Source organism: Bacillus sp. FSL K6-2839 (assembly GCF_038003365.1).
Lineage (GTDB): Bacteria > Bacillota > Bacilli > Bacillales > Bacillaceae > Bacillus.
The window spans coordinates 692,217-709,899 of sequence record NZ_JBBOOZ010000002.1 but is presented as its reverse complement, the minus strand read 5'-3'; the positions used below and the strand labels follow the sequence as shown (position 1 = coordinate 709,899).

General features: G+C 42.4%; 16 protein-coding genes, 2 tRNA genes and 1 pseudogene. All 19 read right to left on the bottom strand.

Features of this window, described 5'->3' with window-relative positions; all coding sequences use genetic code 11:
* Positions 1 to 16: 16 nt before the first annotated feature.
* The 19 genes and pseudogenes from MHH26_RS17700 to spoVT all read right to left on the bottom strand — a co-directional run bounded on the left by MHH26_RS17700 (position 17) and on the right by spoVT (position 17,653).
* Positions 17 to 925, bottom strand: coding sequence for a peptidyl-prolyl cis-trans isomerase (locus MHH26_RS17700; RefSeq protein ID WP_034665753.1), 909 nt, complete (start codon positions 923 to 925; stop codon positions 17 to 19).
* Between the two features lie 46 nt (positions 926 to 971).
* Positions 972 to 1,847, bottom strand: coding sequence for an Hsp33 family molecular chaperone HslO (gene hslO, locus MHH26_RS17695; protein ID WP_012008671.1), 876 nt, complete (start codon positions 1,845 to 1,847; stop codon positions 972 to 974).
* Between the two features lie 15 nt (positions 1,848 to 1,862).
* The gene (locus MHH26_RS17690) at positions 1,863 to 2,639 is read right to left on the bottom strand and encodes a type III pantothenate kinase (RefSeq protein WP_060595364.1); all 777 of its coding nucleotides are present in this window, start codon (positions 2,637 to 2,639) and stop codon (positions 1,863 to 1,865) included.
* Positions 2,640 to 2,798: 159 nt separating this feature from the next.
* Positions 2,799 to 4,703, bottom strand: coding sequence for an ATP-dependent zinc metalloprotease FtsH (ftsH, locus tag MHH26_RS17685; protein ID WP_034665747.1), 1,905 nt, complete (start codon positions 4,701 to 4,703; stop codon positions 2,799 to 2,801).
* A gap of 95 nt (positions 4,704 to 4,798) precedes the next feature.
* Complete coding sequence (gene hpt / locus MHH26_RS17680; RefSeq protein WP_003217950.1) at positions 4,799 to 5,338, bottom strand: hypoxanthine phosphoribosyltransferase; 540 nt, start codon at positions 5,336 to 5,338, stop codon at positions 4,799 to 4,801.
* Positions 5,335 to 6,757: pseudogene (gene tilS, locus MHH26_RS17675) on the bottom strand (tRNA lysidine(34) synthetase TilS). The gene hpt and the pseudogene tilS overlap by 4 nt, the downstream one beginning before the upstream one ends.
* A 96-nt stretch (positions 6,758 to 6,853) precedes the next feature.
* Positions 6,854 to 7,861 carry a protein kinase domain-containing protein gene (locus MHH26_RS17670; RefSeq protein WP_340974244.1) on the bottom strand — a complete coding sequence of 336 codons (1,008 nt, stop codon included), beginning with the start codon at positions 7,859 to 7,861 and terminating at the stop codon, positions 6,854 to 6,856.
* Positions 7,845 to 8,582 carry a vWA domain-containing protein gene (locus MHH26_RS17665; protein WP_034665741.1) on the bottom strand — a complete coding sequence of 246 codons (738 nt, stop codon included), beginning with the start codon at positions 8,580 to 8,582 and terminating at the stop codon, positions 7,845 to 7,847. Before MHH26_RS17665 ends, MHH26_RS17670 begins: the two co-directional genes overlap by 17 nt.
* Before the next feature lie 77 nt (positions 8,583 to 8,659).
* Entirely contained in the window at positions 8,660 to 11,143 is a 2,484-nt protein-coding gene (spoIIE, locus tag MHH26_RS17660; protein ID WP_034665738.1) for a stage II sporulation protein E, read from the bottom strand.
* A 203-nt stretch (positions 11,144 to 11,346) separates the two neighbouring features.
* A tRNA-Glu gene (locus tag MHH26_RS17655) sits at positions 11,347 to 11,418 on the bottom strand.
* A gap of 26 nt (positions 11,419 to 11,444) precedes the next feature.
* Positions 11,445 to 11,518, bottom strand: a tRNA-Met gene (locus MHH26_RS17650).
* A gap of 177 nt (positions 11,519 to 11,695) precedes the next feature.
* Positions 11,696 to 12,094, bottom strand: coding sequence for a S1 domain-containing RNA-binding protein (locus MHH26_RS17645; RefSeq protein WP_003217901.1), 399 nt, complete (start codon positions 12,092 to 12,094; stop codon positions 11,696 to 11,698).
* An 82-nt stretch (positions 12,095 to 12,176) separates the two neighbouring features.
* Complete coding sequence (locus MHH26_RS17640; protein ID WP_003217952.1) at positions 12,177 to 12,551, bottom strand: FtsB family cell division protein; 375 nt, start codon at positions 12,549 to 12,551, stop codon at positions 12,177 to 12,179.
* Positions 12,552 to 12,569: 18 nt separating this feature from the next.
* The gene (yabQ, locus tag MHH26_RS17635) at positions 12,570 to 13,208 is read right to left on the bottom strand and encodes a spore cortex biosynthesis protein YabQ (RefSeq protein WP_060595359.1); all 639 of its coding nucleotides are present in this window, start codon (positions 13,206 to 13,208) and stop codon (positions 12,570 to 12,572) included.
* The gene (gene yabP, locus MHH26_RS17630; RefSeq protein WP_003217974.1) at positions 13,205 to 13,513 is read right to left on the bottom strand and encodes a sporulation protein YabP; all 309 of its coding nucleotides are present in this window, start codon (positions 13,511 to 13,513) and stop codon (positions 13,205 to 13,207) included. The genes yabQ and yabP overlap by 4 nt, the downstream gene beginning before the upstream one ends.
* Positions 13,514 to 13,587: 74 nt before the next feature.
* The gene (locus MHH26_RS17625) at positions 13,588 to 13,848 is read right to left on the bottom strand and encodes an RNA-binding S4 domain-containing protein (RefSeq protein WP_008341839.1); all 261 of its coding nucleotides are present in this window, start codon (positions 13,846 to 13,848) and stop codon (positions 13,588 to 13,590) included.
* Positions 13,845 to 15,329 (bottom strand): nucleoside triphosphate pyrophosphohydrolase, encoded by a 1,485-nt coding sequence (gene mazG, locus MHH26_RS17620; RefSeq protein WP_334750974.1) that lies wholly within the window; start codon positions 15,327 to 15,329, stop codon positions 13,845 to 13,847. The genes MHH26_RS17625 and mazG overlap by 4 nt, the downstream gene beginning before the upstream one ends.
* The gene (locus MHH26_RS17615) at positions 15,319 to 16,923 is read right to left on the bottom strand and encodes a putative polysaccharide biosynthesis protein (protein ID WP_340974242.1); all 1,605 of its coding nucleotides are present in this window, start codon (positions 16,921 to 16,923) and stop codon (positions 15,319 to 15,321) included. Before MHH26_RS17615 ends, mazG begins: the two co-directional genes overlap by 11 nt.
* A gap of 193 nt (positions 16,924 to 17,116) precedes the next feature.
* Positions 17,117 to 17,653: a stage V sporulation protein T gene (gene spoVT / locus MHH26_RS17610; protein ID WP_003217990.1), complete on the bottom strand. Its 537-nt coding sequence runs from the start codon at positions 17,651 to 17,653 to the stop codon at positions 17,117 to 17,119.
* Positions 17,654 to 17,683 lie beyond the last annotated feature (30 nt).

Here is a 17,683-nt window from a genome sequence, read left to right as displayed (position 1 = left end):
AATTTTGTCAATGCTTTTAGTCCTGCTCGCCATCGTAAAACCATGTGACTTTTGCTTCTTTCCACAGGGTTTTGACATTCGCCTTTTCACCTAGGTCTTCCATGGCAATCTGCCTTTTGATCTGATCTTTGACTTCTTCATAAGAGAAGGAGCGGCCATCTAATTTTTCTTTTAGTTGAATAATGGCATACCCGTTTTTGGTCTCGATCGGTTCTTTTGTCCATTCGTCTGGCTGAAGCTTTTGAGCTTCCTGTATGTAGAGGGCTGGGATACTTTCTTGTTCTTCTGTCACAAACCCAAGATCTCCGCCATATGGAGAGGTGTAGCGGTCAATGGAGCGTTCAGCTGCCACCGCTTCGAAGCTAGATCCGCCTTTAAGATCCTTCAATACATTTTCAGCTTCGCCTTTTGTCTTCACGACGATATGACGAATACGGTATGAATCATCATATTGATATAAGTCCTTGTTTTTTTCATAAAAGGATTTCGCTTCTTTTTCAGAAACGACAGCATCTCTCGTTAAAAGCTGCTCTAATAAAATTTGATAACGAATCTGTTCTTTCCATTCCTTTTCACTCGTATGTCCATCTTCGTAGAAATTATTAGATACCGCTTTAAGCATGAGCAATTCACGATTGATCTCTTTTGAAGACACCTCAAGCTTGTTTTCTTTCGCAAGCTGATTGACCACCTTCTGATTAATCATTTGCTCAAGTGTTGCCTTGCCATAGCGGTCTTCCATCTTCTTTAACCATTCTTGACGCGTCACCTTCTCTTTTCCAATCGACGCAATTTCTTCACCGCTCTTCCCATTTGAAGAAGCCTGTGACATTTGCGACTTTGTTAATACATATGCAATGACAACGGCATTGATCATAAGCAACACGAGGATAAATGTCCATACCACTCTTGCTTTTAGTCTCATTTTTCGTCTCCTTTCCATTCTAAAAAGAAAACCCGCTGCTTAGAGCTTAGCGGGTTATTTCTTCACGTAGCTCTTCTAGCTCTTCTTTTGTAAATACATACGTTTCGTTACAAAAATGGCATTGAGCTTCTGCTTGTCCGTCTTGTTCAATCATGTCGTCAATTTCGGCTTTCCCTAGGCTGATAATGCCATTAGCAAAACGTTCTTTTGAGCAGTTACAAGAGAATTCGACAGGTACAGTTTCTAAAATTTGAGGTTTTTCTCCGAGTACTTCTTCTAAAATTTCTTCTGGTGTCATCCCTTTTTCAATGAGTTTAGAAATAGGTTCAATGGTTGAGAGCCGCTTTTCTAATCTTTCAATGACAGCATCTTCTGTTCCAGGCAGCAATTGAATGATGAAACCGCCTGCTGCAAGGATCGAGTTATCTGGATTGACCAGAACCCCTACGCCTACAGAGGAAGGCACTTGCTCAGAAGAGACAAGATAATAAGTGAAGTCATCTCCAATTTCACCTGAGACGATCTCCGTTTGTCCTGTAAAGTGATCTTTCAGTCCGATATCTTTGACAACACTCAACGTTCCAGATGTCCCGACTGCACGTCTGACATCCAGCTTGCCATGTTCATTTAAGTCAAAGTGGACTTGTGGGTTTGAGACATATCCGCGCACCTGACCTTTTGCGTTTCCATCAGCAATGATGGCACCGATTGGTCCACCGCCTTCAATTTTGACCGTTAGCTTATTTTCGCCTTTCAGCATAGCACCCATCATGACTGTAGCTGTCATTGTTCTGCCAATCGCTGCTGATGCTGTTGGCCATGTATGGTGTCTTCTTTGTGCTTCATTGATTGTATCTGTTGTGTTTGCAGCATATGCTCGGACTTTTCCGTCATATGCTAACGCTTTAACTAAGTAATCCATTCGATTTTAAACCTCCTATAGTACACCGACACGATTACGCTCATAAATGAGTTGAAGTCCTTTTAATGTTAAGAACGGATCGACAATATCAATGCAGTCTGATTCATTTCCAATCAATGTCGACAAGCCGCCTGTTGCAATGACTTTCGGTGTTTGTTTCGCTTGCTGCTTCATCCGTTTCACTATTCCCTCGACTTGCCCAACATATCCATAAAGGATGCCGGATTGCATCGCACTAATGGTGTTTTTTCCAACAATGTGATCTGGACGGACAATTTCAATTCTCGGCAGCTTCGCCGCTCTTGTATATAAAGCCTCTGTTGAGATGGTAATACCAGGTGCAATTGCCCCACCCATGTATTGTTTTTGTTCATTGATATAGCAGTAGGTTGTCGCTGTGCCAAAGTCTACCACAATGAGAGGTGCCCCATATAGGTGAATCGCCGCTACTGCATTCACAATTCGATCAGCCCCGACTTCCTTTGGATTGTCACACATAATGTTTAATCCAGTCTTCATTCCAGGCCCTACAATTTGGGGTGTTAAGTGAAAGTACTTCTCGCACATTCTTTCTAGTGCAAACATCATTGGCGGGACAACAGACGAGATGATAATTCCTTCTATTTGATCAAACATCAGCCCCACATAATCAAATAAAGACCTGATGGCCATACCAAATTCGTCTTCTGTTTTATGACGGCTTGTTTCAATTCGCCAATGGTAGTTTAGATCGCCGTTATGATAAACACCTAAAACGGTATTTGTGTTTCCTACATCTATCACGAGTAACAACTTCATCACCACTTTGAATAGTTTCTCAAAAAGAGCATTTTTCGACTTTCTATCATACCATACACGAATTGAGTTCCATTTGTAAACAATTCGAAACCGATCCATTCATGAATCGAAAAAAAAGCTGCCGGTGATCCCGGCAGCTTTCATAGAAGGAGATTAGATCTCCTCATCTTCTTCTTTTTTCTTGATGTTCACTTTCACATCATCGTTTTTCTCTTCGTCATCTGCGTATATACGCTCTGGAAGCTTTCCAGTTTCGTAAAGAGATTTAATTTGCTCAGCATCTAATGTTTCAACTTCTAGAAGGGCTTGTGCGATAATTTCTAGCTTATCTTTGTTCTCAGTGAGAATTTGTTTCGCACGTTCGTAGCTGTCCTTGATGAAACGCTGAATTTCTTGGTCAATCTCGTAAGCAATGGCTTCACTATAATTCGGCTCGTTGTTAAAGTCACGGCCTAGGAACACTTGACCACCTTGTGCTTGACCGAACTGAAGCGGACCAAGCTTATCAGACATACCGAACTCAGTAACCATTTTTCTTGCAATGCCTGTTGCACGCTGGAAGTCGTTGTGAGCGCCTGTGCTTACTTCACCAAACGTAATTTCCTCTGCAACACGACCGCCGAGCAAGCCGACAATTTTATCAAGAAGCTCTGGCTTCGTTTGGAAATAACGGTCTTCTCTTGGAAGCATGACCGCATATCCGCCTGCCTGACCACGAGGAACGATCGTTACTTTATGCACCATGTCCGCTTCGTCTAGGATAAGTCCAATCACAGTATGACCTGCTTCATGGTAAGCCACGATATTACGTTCTTTCTTCGAAATGACGCGGCTTTTCTTCGCCGGTCCAGCGATGACACGGTCAGTCGCTTCGTCGATATCACGCATATCGATTTTCTTTTTGTTATGACGGGCAGCAACTAGCGCTGCTTCGTTTAGTAAGTTCTCAAGATCTGCTCCAGAGAACCCAGGTGTTCTGCTTGCAATGGCTTTCAAGTTCACTGTATCATCAAGCGGTTTGTTTTTCGCATGAACCTTCAGTACTTCTTCACGGCCAATGACATCTGGTCGGTCAACCGTAATTTGACGGTCAAAACGTCCCGGACGCAGCAATGCAGGATCTAGGATATCTGCACGGTTCGTCGCAGCAATGATAATAATACCTTCGTTCGCACTAAAACCATCCATTTCAACAAGAAGCTGGTTAAGCGTTTGTTCACGCTCGTCATGACCACCGCCAAGACCGGCTCCACGCTGACGACCCACTGCATCAATCTCATCAATAAAGATTAAGCAAGGTGCATTCTTTTTCGCATTTTCGAATAAATCACGTACACGTGATGCACCGACACCGACGAACATCTCGACGAAGTCAGAACCACTGATGCTGAAGAAAGGAACGCCTGCTTCTCCTGCAGATGCTCTCGCAAGCAAAGTTTTACCTGTACCTGGAGGCCCTACTAGTAAAACCCCTTTAGGTATTCTTGCGCCAAGCTCCGCAAATTTCCGTGGGTCCTTTAGGAATTCAACCACTTCTACAAGCTCTTGCTTTTCTTCATCTGCACCGGCAACATCTTTAAATTTCACACGTTTCTTCTCTTCTGTGTAAAGCTTCGCCTTACTCTTACCAAAGTTCATCACACGGCTTCCACCGCCCTGAGCTTGGTTCAATAAGAAGAAGAACAGGATAAAGATGATGATAAACGGAATGATGGTTGTCAGAACTTGCAGCCATCCATTTGTTTCAGGTGCTGGTTCTACTTTTACATCTGTATTCTTCAGTGCACTGTAAATCTGGTCAACACCTTGACCATCTGGAACATGGGTAATGAAGTATTGATCTTTCTTCGCGCCATCTAATTGACCACGAATTTCATAAACCCCTCTTACAGGCTGAATGGAGATACTCTCCACTTTTCCCGCACTTAGATTTTGCGAAAATTTGCTGTAAGACATGTTCTCAGGCTTTTGATTAGGGGATCCTAACCAACTGACTACCCCTATCACAAGTAATAAAATAAGTATATAAAAAATCGTATTACGAAAAACCCGATTCATTCCTTACCTCCTCCCACAGTAAGCACAACTATGTTCAATAGTATCATAGAAAATCATTCCAATACAACCAATAACCTCATGTATACGTATGCTGATTAGCCTTCGTAAACAGATGGTTTTAACACTCCAATATACGGGAGGTTTCGGTAACGTTCAGCGAAATCCAATCCATAGCCGACAACAAATGCATCTGGCACTTCAAACCCAACATAATCTGCTTTGATGTCTGCTTTACGACCGCTTGGTTTATCAAGCAATGTCACAATTTTTATGGAGTTTGCTTTACGGTATCGGAAAAGCTCTACCAGATAGCTCAAAGTTAACCCACTGTCGATGATATCTTCCATAATTAAAATATCTCTTCCTTCAACAGAAGTATCAAGATCCTTAATGATCTTTACTTCTCCTGAAGATACGGTAGATTTTCCGTAGCTAGATACATCCATAAAATCAAGTTCTAAATATGTATCAATGTGTTTGATCAGGTCTGCCATGAATGGAAGAGCCCCTTTCAAAACACCAATAGCCAGGGGAAATTTACCATCATAATCGCTGGTTAATGTTGCACCCAGTTCCTTCACTTTTTGCTGGATCTCTTCTTCTGAGATCAAAACCTTTTCAATATCTTGTTTCATGCTTTTGCTTGCCCCCTACAAATTTTCATGCTGTCTATATTGTAATACAATGAGATCGCTGTTTGTCATATCAATTTCTTCAAAAACGGATTTTTTCAGACCTGGGATCCAGATGATTTGATGATCCGAGTCAGTGACGATCGGCCAGCTGTCTCTTTCTGCAAGAGGCACTTTTTTATCAATAAATATATCCTTCACCTTTTTTGATCCATTCATCCCTTTAAGTTTGATTCGATCACCATTTTTTCGTGAGCGAATGATCAAAGGGAGACGAACATGATCTTTTTGAAGCAAGAAAAAATGGTTTCCGTTCCGTGCATCCTTCGGAACATGATTTGATACCACGATAGACTGCCCATTCGGAAGGATAAGCTCCTCTCCAAGCTCACCCTTTAAGTGAAGAGCATAAGACTGGTCTAGTACAAGCGATCGTTCAAAGGTAAACATACAGTAATCATAAGACTTGACAGCTTGTAAACCTTTTGGCAAATCTAATGATCCAGACGGTTGTTCGGTATGAGATAACCAGTCCAAAGTCCCTAGAATATGCTGGTTTGAAAACGCTGATTGAGTGTTTTCATAAAGATAGTTTAATATTAGTTGAATGCCTCTTCTTTGTAAAGGCAAAGGCAGGTCAAGCAAAGGCTTCGTTTTGATCTTAATTTGCTTAGGCGATTGATTCGTTATCACTTGGTTCATTTGTTCCTTTGTTAATGCCTGCAAGTATTGCTCATCCTCAGTCAGCATGTCACTTACAAACTGAAAGCTTTCATGTACATGAGGTGCCTCTTCTTTTAACACGGGAAGAATGTGTCTTCTTATCCGGTTTCTCAAGTAGTCATCAGTGTGATTGCTTTGATCAATGACATAGGGAATATGTTCTTTTTCACAAGCTGTCAGCACGTCGTCCTTGGAATATCCAATGAGCGGCCGAATCAGCCATCCATCTTGAAAAGGACGTTTTGCTTGGATACCGGCGAGTCCTATTCCAACAGTCCCTCTCGCAAGCCTCATCATCATTGTTTCTACTTGGTCGTCTCCATGATGTGCAAGCGCTATAAATTGAGCGTTGTATTGCTCCATCAATTGACGAAAGAAAGCATATCTGCACTCCCTTGCAGCTGCCTGTTTGTTTAAGCGGTTTTCTTTTGCATATTGGGTGACCTGTATGCGGGCCGATTCAAAAGGAATCTCTTGCTCCTTGCAGTAAGCCTCAACAAATGCCAAATCAGCTAAGGATTCTTCTCCTCTGAACATGTGATCTACATGGGCTGCAATCAGCTGATAGGAACCTTTTCGACGTTTGTTTAGTTCGTGCAGTAAAAGCATGGAATCTGGTCCGCCAGAAACCCCGACAATGACTGTCGTATTTTCAAGGTAAACATCATGTTTTTTCAAAAATGATTCAATTCTATTCACAACTTCCTCCTCACAAAGAGCAGGTAATTTAAAGATATACATATCCTATCACTTTCAGTAGCTCCAAGCAAAGATGAAGCCTGCTTTTTTACAGGTCTATAGCAGGAACAAAACCACATATGCACAGTAAAGAGCAAGTACACTGCAAACGATCAGAACAGTTTCAAAAAGCCCGCCTGATTTTTTGCGTACTGGTGTTCTTTTTGCTGCTGCAACTCTCGATCGTGAAGTCACCTGTTGATTTTGTTGAACAGCGGGCTTTTGCCCGTTTTTTTGCTGCTGCTTCTTTTGACTCGCTTTTCTTGAAGCGATCAGCTGTCCTTCTTTCAGCATCGCACTCTTCATAGCCGCCGCTGATTGATATTTACCTTGTAGAGCAGCCTTTAACACCCTTTCATAACGCTTTAATAAAGGATGTCCTTCAATCGCTCTGTAAAGCTGCTTTTCCGGTTCTGCTCCTTTTTTGAATTCTTTCTTATACGCACAATTCACCATCACCATACTTAAGGCAAACAGATCATAGGATGGCTCTGCCTTTCTTGTGCCGAATCCCCAATAGCCTCGATCAAAAAACTCTGTATACTCCTTGATCGCCCTGCCTGCTTTTGTCGTTCCTCCTACATCAATGCACCGGATCGCGGCTGGGGGACCTGACACGATGAGATTATCTGGCTTCAAGTCACCAAAAATCCAGCCTTCCTGATGTAAATGAGCCAGGTTAGATAAAAGCTGAACCATTAAAACGACGATCCACTCATCACCTTTTTGTTTTACAAATTCAAGCAGTAACGGGCCTCTGACATACTCCATCACATAAAAGGAACGCTTTTGAAGCATACCGGGATAAATCGCATCATCCATATCATAAAAAGAAGGCCCCATGGTTTTCACAGGAGCCTTAGAAAAGGATTTTAATACATTGACTTCAGATGCAATGAGCATACTGTCATCACTCACTTTAAGGGCTACTTGACCATTTGGCGATTCGGCTAGATAGACAATACCGTTCGCCCCTTTTCCCAGCTCTTTTACAATGCGGTAATGATGGTGATGCCATTTTCCTTGAATCAACGTGCCTAACGGAATGTTAGAAGCCGAATTCATTATCATGCTCTTCCTTTGCTTCAAGCAGCCCTTTACGCGAACGAACTGATTTGAAATGCTGGAGTGCTTCTCGAAGCGCTGGTCCAGTTGGAGTAATTCCTCCCGTGGTCAGTTTCGGGAAAATAGATGATAACGAATCGAATCGAGGCGTCCAATTCAACACAATTTCAGCATCTGAGTTTTTCCCGGGAAATATACACATCCCAAACTGATTTTCACCAATTCTTGAATTTAAACTAATAGAGAGATCGATGAGTGCTTCTTTAACGGTCGGCAGCTTCGGTTTCATACTTGCACTTGTATCAACAAGCACAAGTACTTGAAGATGAACCGTCTCTCCTAACTCATCGACTACTTCCATCACTTCCCCACGCTTATCAGGCGGAAGCTCTTCAATTTCAGTGTCTTTGCCAAGTATTTGCTGCAATTCTTTATTCACAACACCTTGTAAGGTTTGTGTCATCGCTTTTTTTGTGACCATTTGTACCGTTTGAGATAACTGCTGGACGTAGACAACCTGATGGATGCCTCCGCCTGCGAGGGCAATCCCCTCGACTTCTTTCATCGCTTCATGATCGTGTCTGTTTTCCTCCATAATGCCAATGACATTGACTGTAATCCCTTGTTCTTTTGCCAATGAGGCAATCGCAAGTGGATCTTCCCCGTGATTTGAGCAGCCATCTGTAATCAATAAGATTTGGTTTACGTGACCTTTTCGCATCTTCATTCCTCCTGGGATCGTAACTGAATGCTTTATATCCCCATCATCGCCAGAAGAAATTCATATTATACGATATTTTAAGAAATCTCTTGTTTCTCAAGATAGAATGTACCAGTCGGAATGGATGCCCATTTTGGTGTGTTGTGATCAAGCCTGATGACAACAACCGTCATATCGTCGTCAATTTGACCCGCTCTTGTTCGAATGACCTCTTCCATTAATAAATCAGCAATCTCTTGCGGATCTTCTGTTTTAAAGCTTTTCATTTTGCGCTTCACCCACAGATCATGATTTTCAATATGCTTTGGTCCTTCGAAAATGCCATCACTCATCATAATCAGCAGATCTCCTGCCTTCATCTGTTCACTCACTACCTCCACTTCAAATTCATCAATAATCCCAATCGGTAAGTTGCTCGCTTGTACCTTCATCACCTGATCACCCCGTTTAATAAAGCTGGGTGTTGAACCAATCTTGAGGAACTTACAGCTCGCATCCTGTAAATCAATAATTGATAAATCTAATGTAGAATAGATTTCATCCGTCGTTCGTAAAGATAAAATACTATTAATGGTTTTGATTGCCACTTTTTCATTGATACCTGACGCCAATATTTTTTCTAACAGCTTAATCGTTTCATTGCTTTCAAAATGAGCCCTTGCTCCATTGCCCATTCCATCACTAATAGCTGCGGCATATTTGCCCGCACCCAGCTCCATCATGCTGTAGCTATCCCCAGACACTAACCCTCCGCCTTTCGCTGCATGCGCTACGCCTGTAGCCACTCGATATGATTTTGCAGAGCCAAATACAACGTGGCAATAGCCTGTTGGGTGCTCTGCACACTGCTCTGCTTTGACTAAAATCTGTTCTTCTAAAATATCTGAGAGCATGGGAGCGATGATTTTTTCACATTCACCATGTCCTTGGCAATATGGGATTCTCATTTCAATATCGACATTCCCCTGCTCCAAGCTATAAATTTCTACTTGCTGAATTTCAATCCCAAAGTGCTGAAGTGCTTCTATCATCTGCTCTTCTTGAATAAAATGCTGTTCTCTTTCTCGTTTTATTTCCCGGGAAAAATCCTCCATCACTTGTGAGACCCCCATCAGCTGTTCGGCTACAAGTCGTCTGCTGTCTTGGACCTTTTTCTTCAGGGTCTGGTTGGCTTTATAGTAAGCGATCTCCTCTTCAATCAATTCCTCGACATGTTTTGATTTTGAGCAGTGCTGGCTAAATTTCTTCTTCAATTTCCGGTTATGCTCGTAGGTTTTTTCATCAGATTCATGCATAACTTGTTTCATCAGTTCATAGGTTGTATCAAAGTTCTGCACCCAGCATTTATTTTTCTTATAGCACGTTTGACAGGATCGTTCTGTGATCGTACTTAAAAAAAGATCTACATCCTCTTCCTGCTTCTTTTCTTCAGGAATGGATTCGTAAAATGTCGCAAAACTCTCAGACAGCGCATGAAATACATTAGAAAATTGGTCTACCTTTTTTGCTGTCACATCTCGTACTTTCCGGGCGTATTGCTGCTGTTCCTGTACATGCTCTACCGTACCAGGAATATATTTCGCTACCTTAGAGGTCACTGATTGTGGCGTGAGTAAGAAGAGCGCAACTGCAATAAGTGATTCATACAGCGTGGTCACGAGACCTGCTGATCCTTCTCCGTATAGGGAAATAAGTAAGGAACCCACAATTAAGCCAATGGCTGCGCCTGCTTTCTTCCCCTCTTTCAGCAGTCCCCCTAATAAGCCTGAAAAGGCAAGAAGACTCATCTGATAAAGGTTTCCGATGTTAGCGAGACCGAGAATTAATCCTGTCACGACACCCACCGTACAACCAATACTGGCTCCTCCAATAAAAGCAAAGCTCAGCACTACATAACGTGACAAAATATGCTCTGCCTGCATCCCTTGAAATGTGATGCCAGCCAGACCTGTTAAAACTGAGGCAATTAAAATCATAAAGCAAATAATTTCTTCAACCTTTAAGGAGTGTTTGATTTTCCTGACTGTAAAAATCGGCAGGCTTTGAAGGAAAATCAGTGTCAAAATGAAGGCAAGTCCTGCTTCAACACCCGCCATGACGTAATCGTAGCTTTGCACAGCACCTTGCTCTAGGTAAACAAATGCTCCTCGGGTGATCAGCATCGACAGCACAATGACAACCGGCAATGTTTTCACTGGGTCTTTGATGATGAAAGAAACCACCTTGGACATAAGGAGAAACACGATTAACGACGCAAACACAAACAATGCGTTTTGAGGTGATATCGTCATGGCTCCAGCGAGTAAAGCGAGACAAGCAAGCATGGCCTTATCTCTTTTGATAAGCAGCATGGAGCCAAAGAAAGGCAGAGCAAACGGCATAATTTCAGATAAAATAAAGGCTCGTCCTAATAAAAAACCAAGAACAACATAAATAAACCCTTTATAGAAAAAAAGAGAATGCGTGTGATGAAGAAACAGGTTTTTCATCTTTTTTAACCCTGCACTGATTCTTTCAAACCCCGCTCCTGTTAAATCAGTTCTTCTTTCTAGTTTTTCCATCTTTTCATCCCCCACCTGATATTCGTTGCTTGTCATTATAGCGAAGGTGAAAAAGAAATTTTGTCAAAAGAAGTTGTCGTTTCCATAAAACGTTCGACGCTTTATTCGTCAAAGAGGCATACTTTCATGAAAGTCGATGTCTTTCATCAGAATTTTACGAAGACACAAAAAAACAGCCTTCCTAAAGAAAGCTGTTTTGAAGATGACCCGTACGGGATTCGAACCCGTGTTACCGCCGTGAAAGGGCGGTGTCTTAACCGCTTGACCAACGGGCCTTGCTTTTATGTTCTACTAAAAAGGATAGCGGCGGAGGGGATCGAACCCCCGACCTCACGGGTATGAACCGTACGCTCTAGCCAGCTGAGCTACACCGCCATAATAAAAATGCGCTAAGAAGCACAAGATCTATAATACAAAGGAATCGCTTGTCCGTCAATAGAAAGTTTTAAATTAAATGACGAAATCTCAAAAAATGTCGTATGGATCAAGAAAAAAAGCACCTGCGGACAGCAGGTGCTTTGTTGTGAAAGATATATAGAAAGCAGCAACAAGTTAACCTCTTCTTGCTCCGCGTCCCCCACGTTTTGATTCCGTGTTACGTTTTAAAGATGTTAAGCGGTCTTCACTATCTTTTAAGAATTTGTTCATTTTTTGCTCAAACGATTCCTTCGGACGGAAATCATTTCTGCTCGGTCTTGATTGTTGTTGTTGAGGACGATCTTTTGCTTTTTTAATGGACAAGCCGATTTTACCGTCTTTTTCAACGTTAATCACTTTCACTTCAACTTGTTCACCGACTTTTAAATGCTCATTAATATCTTTTACATAGTTATCGGCTACCTCACTGATATGAACGAGACCAGTTGAACCGCCTGGCAACTCCACAAAAGCTCCAAAATTTGTAATGCCCGTAACTTTCCCTTGTAACTTGCTGCCAACTTCAATCGACATAAAAAAAGTGCTCCTCCTTAGACTTATAAAAAAATCTCATTTGTTCAATTATACATAAACTGAATTTTAAGTGTCAACAAGGCTAATCGCTCTTATTGCCCACATCAAAGATTTTTTCGCCTTTTTTGGACATATAATAGTCTCGTCGTGCCAGTTCGAGTACGTATTCTTTGCTTTTCAGCTTTTTAATTTCATCAGAAATATCTTCCTGCTTTGTTTGTAATTGCTTCAATTCTTTTTCAAGCGCAACCTTCTTCTCTTCTTTTTCCTTTAATGAGGACGATTGCGACCAGAGGGCACTTGTCACCAAGACAGCAAACATGAGCACAATCACACCAAACACGGTAAGCCTTCTAAGGAGTCCACGGCGTTTGCGTTTTAAGCGCTGTGCTTGCTGTTCCATTTGTTTTTGGTAATCATTTTGAATTTGTGCGATATTTCTTTTTCTCTTATTCAAGGTTGAAGGCCTCCTCTCTTACTTTGTCCAGAATTGTTTCCATTTCGTTTTGATGGTACCAGATAATTTCTTGGTGCCTTGTAAAATTCCTGCTCCTTTTGAGAAAAACAATCTCATTGATGTTCGCCATTTTTCGGGAATCCGATGAATAATGGTCACATTGAGTAACCAGATGAGCGGATAACAAACAATCGACAGCACCTTCCACACGAGCCGAAACGTAAAATGAACAAGACGTAAGAGCAAGTGGAGCAAGAACATAATAGCACTTATGATTAAGGTCAGCAGCCAGCGGATTGGCTGGAAGACGATGGACATAACCAGCCGTTTAAGGACGAGAGCGGTCTGATACACACACATCATCATAAACTTGAGAATGTTCATATACAGCTGTTTCATCAATGCCTGATACATCGAAAAACCTAGTGCAACGGCTAGAAAGATATAAAGCCTGAATTCTCCTTCATTTGTCAGCAGCAGGACATAAAAGAATAAGAGGCCCTGTACCAGCCAAAAAAGGAGATCGTGTATGACCAAAAGCCATTTTGCTGTCTTTTCCCGATTCACAAACAGCTTGTACGTATCAAGCGATGCGCCCAGCCAGATGCCCATCGCTACCATCGAAAGCATCGTATAAAACTGGACTGTCAGCGTCATTTAAACAGCTTGCTAAAAAACCCTTTAGCTTTCTCCCCGTGCTGCTCATCTACATAAATTAAGTCAAAGACACGTCCTTTAATCGACACAACACCTTTTTCGACGTCTAGGTTTTTCATTTGCAGATTTTCTCCACGGATAGCGAGAATCCCCATGACTGTCTCAAGCAGAAATTCTTCATTATCAAAGCTTTCCACCTGTTTGACGCCGGTAATATCTAAATGCTTTCTGTTTCGCATTGTGATATTGTGCTCCGCTTCTGATGACAGCTTCGTGCCTTGAGGTTGATTATAATATTGATTCATTTATACATCCCCCATATCTCATACTTGCATTGTTACTGCATTGTATGTGACAGGAGGATCATTTAGAACAAGCCCTATTCTGCTGTTTTTTCTTCTTTTAGCACAGTATACATGCCAGCGGCTTCTTCTTTTTTCGTCGTGTCCTTTAACTCGTTGACTTGAACCGTCACAAGTTTTTGACCAAAACGGATTTGAAGCTCGTCTCCTTCTTTCACGTCAGAGCTAGCTTTCGCCTGTGTGCCGTTAATAGAAATTCTGCCTTGATCAGCTACTTCTTTTGCCAATGTTCTTCTTTTAATTAAACGGGACACTTTTAAAAATTTATCTAGTCTCATGTATGCTCACCTCTTTCTATACGTTTGGCATCGTTCCATAGATCGTCCATTTCCTCTAGCGTTAAGTCCTCTAATGAACGTCCCATGTCCTTTGCTTTTTGTTCGATATGCAGAAAGCGACGCATGAATTTTGTGTTGGCGGAAGCGAGTGCCGTTTCAGGCTCTAGCTGATAGAACCTTCCAATGTTGACGAGAACAAACAAAAGATCTCCAAATTCATCTTTCATCTGCTTCGTTGCACTTTCGTCCGGCTTCTCTGCCACTTCAACGAGAAATTCCTGCTTCTCTTCTTCGTATTTGTTCCAAATATCTTTCACATCTGTCCAATCAAAGCCTACTTTGGCGGCTTTCTTTTGGAGCTTATATGCCTTTGTTAGTGCTGGAAGCGTCGCCGGGATGGATTGCAAAATGGAGGCTGCCCGCTCCGGCTTCTCCTGCTGCTTGATTTTTTCCCAGTTGGCGACCACATCTGCTGCTTCAGAAACATTTGTGTCACCAAACACATGGGGATGTCTACGAATCATTTTTTCTGTGACATGCTGGATGACGTCATCAATTGAGAAAAAGCCGTCATCTTCACCAATTTGGGCGTGAAGTAACACCTGCAGCAGCACATCTCCGAGCTCTTCCACCATATGGTCTGGATCATCTTCATCGATCGCTTCAAGCAGTTCATAGCATTCTTCAATTAAATATGGTTTAAGTGACTCATTGGTTTGTTTTTGATCCCATGGACAGCCGCCCGGACCTCTTAATGTACGTATGACGTCACGGAAAGTGTCAAATTGTTGATAAAGCAGCTTTTCATCTTGAATCGGAGGTACATAAACACTCGTTAAGTTATTTATCGACACATCTCGATCAAGTTCAAATAAAGGAACGGCAGTAATCTGTTCCTGACTGCTTCCAGCCGCAGTCACAATATAGACTTCATAATCGTCAGGAAGCTTTTCCATCAGCGTGAGTTTCACATTCGAAGCGGTCAGCTGATCATATACCTGACAAATGAGGACATGCTGGGTCAATTTCAGATCGTCCGCTCTCATATCTCCTGCATCAACGAATTGTAATCCCTCGATTGGGTCAATCTGCAAGGAGTTAAACGTCGCATCCAAAAAGCTTTGTCCACCAGCAACAGACACCTCAATCCCGCGCTCTTGCTGCTGAGAAACTAATAGCTGGACGGTCTTTTCTGCGACAAATGGGTGTCCTGGTACTGCGTACACAATATCCTTTTCCGCAGCCTCTGTAAATAAAATTTCAGTGATTTCCTGATATACCGAATCAAACTGATCGTGCTTTTCATAAATCTCATCAAAAAAGGTCAGCGATGAGACCTCCTGCATCAACTCTGCGGTAAGCGGATGATCCTGCGTTCTCATAAATACTTCTTTCGCCTGCTTCAGCTGCTTGTATACACCGAGCGTCAGCTGATCCATGTCGCCTGCCCCGAGACCGACAACGGTAATCTTACCTGCCATTTCGATTCCCTCTCATCTGTTTAAAATATAAAATCTTTTCTCCTAATGGAATGAGTCTCCATTCCTTGTCCGTAAATACTTCTAGCTTAAGAATACTATATAAAAAGGCGAAACCACCAATAAAAACTGACGTCAGGCTCTCTAAAACGAAAAAAGGACGTTTTTCAAAGGGAATGACCCAAGAAAACAGTGCCTGATACCCTATTAAGACAATGGCCATGAAAGCAGCCGATAAAAGAATTTTCACTGGGAACAGCTCTCTCAACGAAATCCATCCTTTATGCCTCAAATAAACGGCATTGAGCAGAGCCGCAGCGAGAAAACCACATACGGTTGACCATGCGGCACCGTAGATGCCAAATAGCGGGACAAGTGCAAGCGTTAGTATCCATTTCACCAGCACACTGAGAATCACCACAACAGCCGGATACACAGTATGCCCGAGCCCTTGAAGTAAAGATGCTTGCGTAATCGCAATCGATGTAAATGCGATGGAAATACAGAATATTTGCAGCGCATCGGTGCCTAAGTCATTACGAAAAAGCATGGTATTGACTGACGCTAGAATACAAATCAGCCCAACTGCTGAACCAATCCCTAAAACCGACGTGGTCTTAAACGATGTATGCACTTTTTGCCTTATCGCTTCATGCTCTCCATTCCTCATGGCCGCCGATAAAAATGGCACAAGAGAGGTTCCGATGCTAATGGCAAACACCGTCCCTAGCTGTAAGAACGGCTGTCCTCGGTCATACACACCTTTTGCCGCTTTTGCCGCGGCTTCACTCAGACCCTCACTGCACAGCAACGCATACAGATGAAAGGCATCAACCATTTGCATCCATAAAATGAGCAGTCCGCTGACACAAATCGTGAATGTATACAGCACCAAACTCTTCAAAACATCCTTTTTCCGAAGTGTCGCCTGTTTGCTTGTCATACTTGCAGCAGGCTGTTTTCGGTATGTCAGCCAAAGAAAAAGAAGTAGTATAAGCGAGGCCGCACTCCCCGCTATGGAGGAGAAGACCGCACCCGCCCCTGTTTCATAAAGCGAATAGCCGCGCCTCACGAAATAGAAGGATAAAACAAGCAGGACGCCTACCCTGATGAGTTGCTCCACCAATTGAGAAATAGCCGTTGGAAGCATCATACCGTCACTCTGAAAAACTCCCCTCAGCATCACGGTAAGCGGAAGAAATAAAAACACGAAAGCACTCATTTGGATGAGCAGGATTAATTGACTGTCCGCCATAAGGCTCGCAATTCTGCCTGCTCCTATGTAAAGACAAAGAAATAAGACCAAGCTCAGTAAAGTGATATAGACCAAGGATACCCTTGTAATGATCCTTCGATTCTCTTCCCCATGCTCACTCAGAAGCTTGGACACCATGACAGGAAACCCTGTGGTGCCAAGCATGATGGCAATGCCAAGGAAGGGATACACTTGCTGATAAATATAAAACCCTGTGTCCCCTACGATGTTCTGGAACGGAACACGATAAACGGCACTTAGTACCTTTGATAACAAGCCTGCGATGGTCAAAATCACCGCACCCTGGAAAAGCCAATGCGGCTGATTCACAGCATTTTTCATGGATGACTCCTTTAAAAATAGATCTACAGTTAAACGCACTCATTATATCATACGTGAATGAAAAGCCGTTTCTTTCTAAAAAGTAGACGGCACATTCCTCGTTTTGTTTCATCCCATATAAAAAACGCCGACAAAATCAAATGATTTCATCGGCATTCTTTCGTTTTATCTATATGATATAGAATTATTAGACCTAATGTTCCATTTGACGGGCTAAGAAGCCAGCTGCCGTTTCTGCCGCTTTATGCTCCACTTCTCCCATTGAACGCTCTTTAGAAAATAAGACGACGGCGCCAATCGGATCTCCGTTTGCAACAATAGGTGCAATGGTATAAGCAGATACGTCATCATCAATACCATCGACAAGTTGAATTTCTTTTTTGCTTTCTTCTAATACAGAATTACGCTGGTCCATTGTTCGTTCAAGTAAATCACTGATGGATTTGTTTAAGTACTCTTTTTTCGAACTGCCGGATACAGCAATATACGTATCTCGATCACAGATCAGGATGGAATGACCCAAACTGTCGAATAATGCATCAGCATATTCCTTCGCAAAGTCTCCTAGCTCACTAATCGGCGAATATTTCTTCAAAATCACTTCTCCATCGCGGTCGACGAAAATCTCAAGCGGATCTCCTTCCCGGATGCGCAATGTTCTGCGAATCTCCTTCGGAATAACCACTCTACCTAGATCATCGATGCGGCGTACAATTCCAGTTGCTTTCATTCACTGCTGCCTCTCTTTCGTTTGATGATG

What these genes read in the sequence shown, in the direction of transcription:
- MHH26_RS17625 (WP_008341839.1), bottom strand. Translation starts at nt 13,848, where the DNA reads ATGAGACTAGATAAATTTTTAAAAGTGTCCCGTTTAATTAAAAGAAGA.
- MHH26_RS17665 (WP_034665741.1), bottom strand. Translation starts at nt 8,582, where the DNA reads ATGCGAAAAGGTCACGTAAACCAAATCTTATTGATTACAGATGGCTGC.
- MHH26_RS17670 (WP_340974244.1), bottom strand. Translation starts at nt 7,861, where the DNA reads ATGAATTCGGCTTCTAACATTCCGTTAGGCACGTTGATTCAAGGAAAA.
- yabP (WP_003217974.1), bottom strand. Translation starts at nt 13,513, where the DNA reads ATGAATCAATATTATAATCAACCTCAAGGCACGAAGCTGTCATCAGAA.
- mazG (WP_334750974.1), bottom strand. Translation starts at nt 15,329, where the DNA reads ATGGCAGGTAAGATTACCGTTGTCGGTCTCGGGGCAGGCGACATGGAT.
- MHH26_RS17645 (WP_003217901.1), bottom strand. Translation starts at nt 12,094, where the DNA reads ATGTCGATTGAAGTTGGCAGCAAGTTACAAGGGAAAGTTACGGGCATT.
- ftsH (WP_034665747.1), bottom strand. Translation starts at nt 4,703, where the DNA reads ATGAATCGGGTTTTTCGTAATACGATTTTTTATATACTTATTTTATTA.
- spoVT (WP_003217990.1), bottom strand. Translation starts at nt 17,653, where the DNA reads ATGAAAGCAACTGGAATTGTACGCCGCATCGATGATCTAGGTAGAGTG.
- hslO (WP_012008671.1), bottom strand. Translation starts at nt 1,847, where the DNA reads ATGGATTACTTAGTTAAAGCGTTAGCATATGACGGAAAAGTCCGAGCA.
- hpt (WP_003217950.1), bottom strand. Translation starts at nt 5,338, where the DNA reads ATGAAACAAGATATTGAAAAGGTTTTGATCTCAGAAGAAGAGATCCAG.
- spoIIE (WP_034665738.1), bottom strand. Translation starts at nt 11,143, where the DNA reads ATGGAAAAACTAGAAAGAAGAACTGATTTAACAGGAGCGGGGTTTGAA.
- yabQ (WP_060595359.1), bottom strand. Translation starts at nt 13,208, where the DNA reads ATGACGCTGACAGTCCAGTTTTATACGATGCTTTCGATGGTAGCGATG.
- MHH26_RS17700 (WP_034665753.1), bottom strand. Translation starts at nt 925, where the DNA reads ATGAGACTAAAAGCAAGAGTGGTATGGACATTTATCCTCGTGTTGCTT.
- MHH26_RS17615 (WP_340974242.1), bottom strand. Translation starts at nt 16,923, where the DNA reads ATGAAAAATGCTGTGAATCAGCCGCATTGGCTTTTCCAGGGTGCGGTG.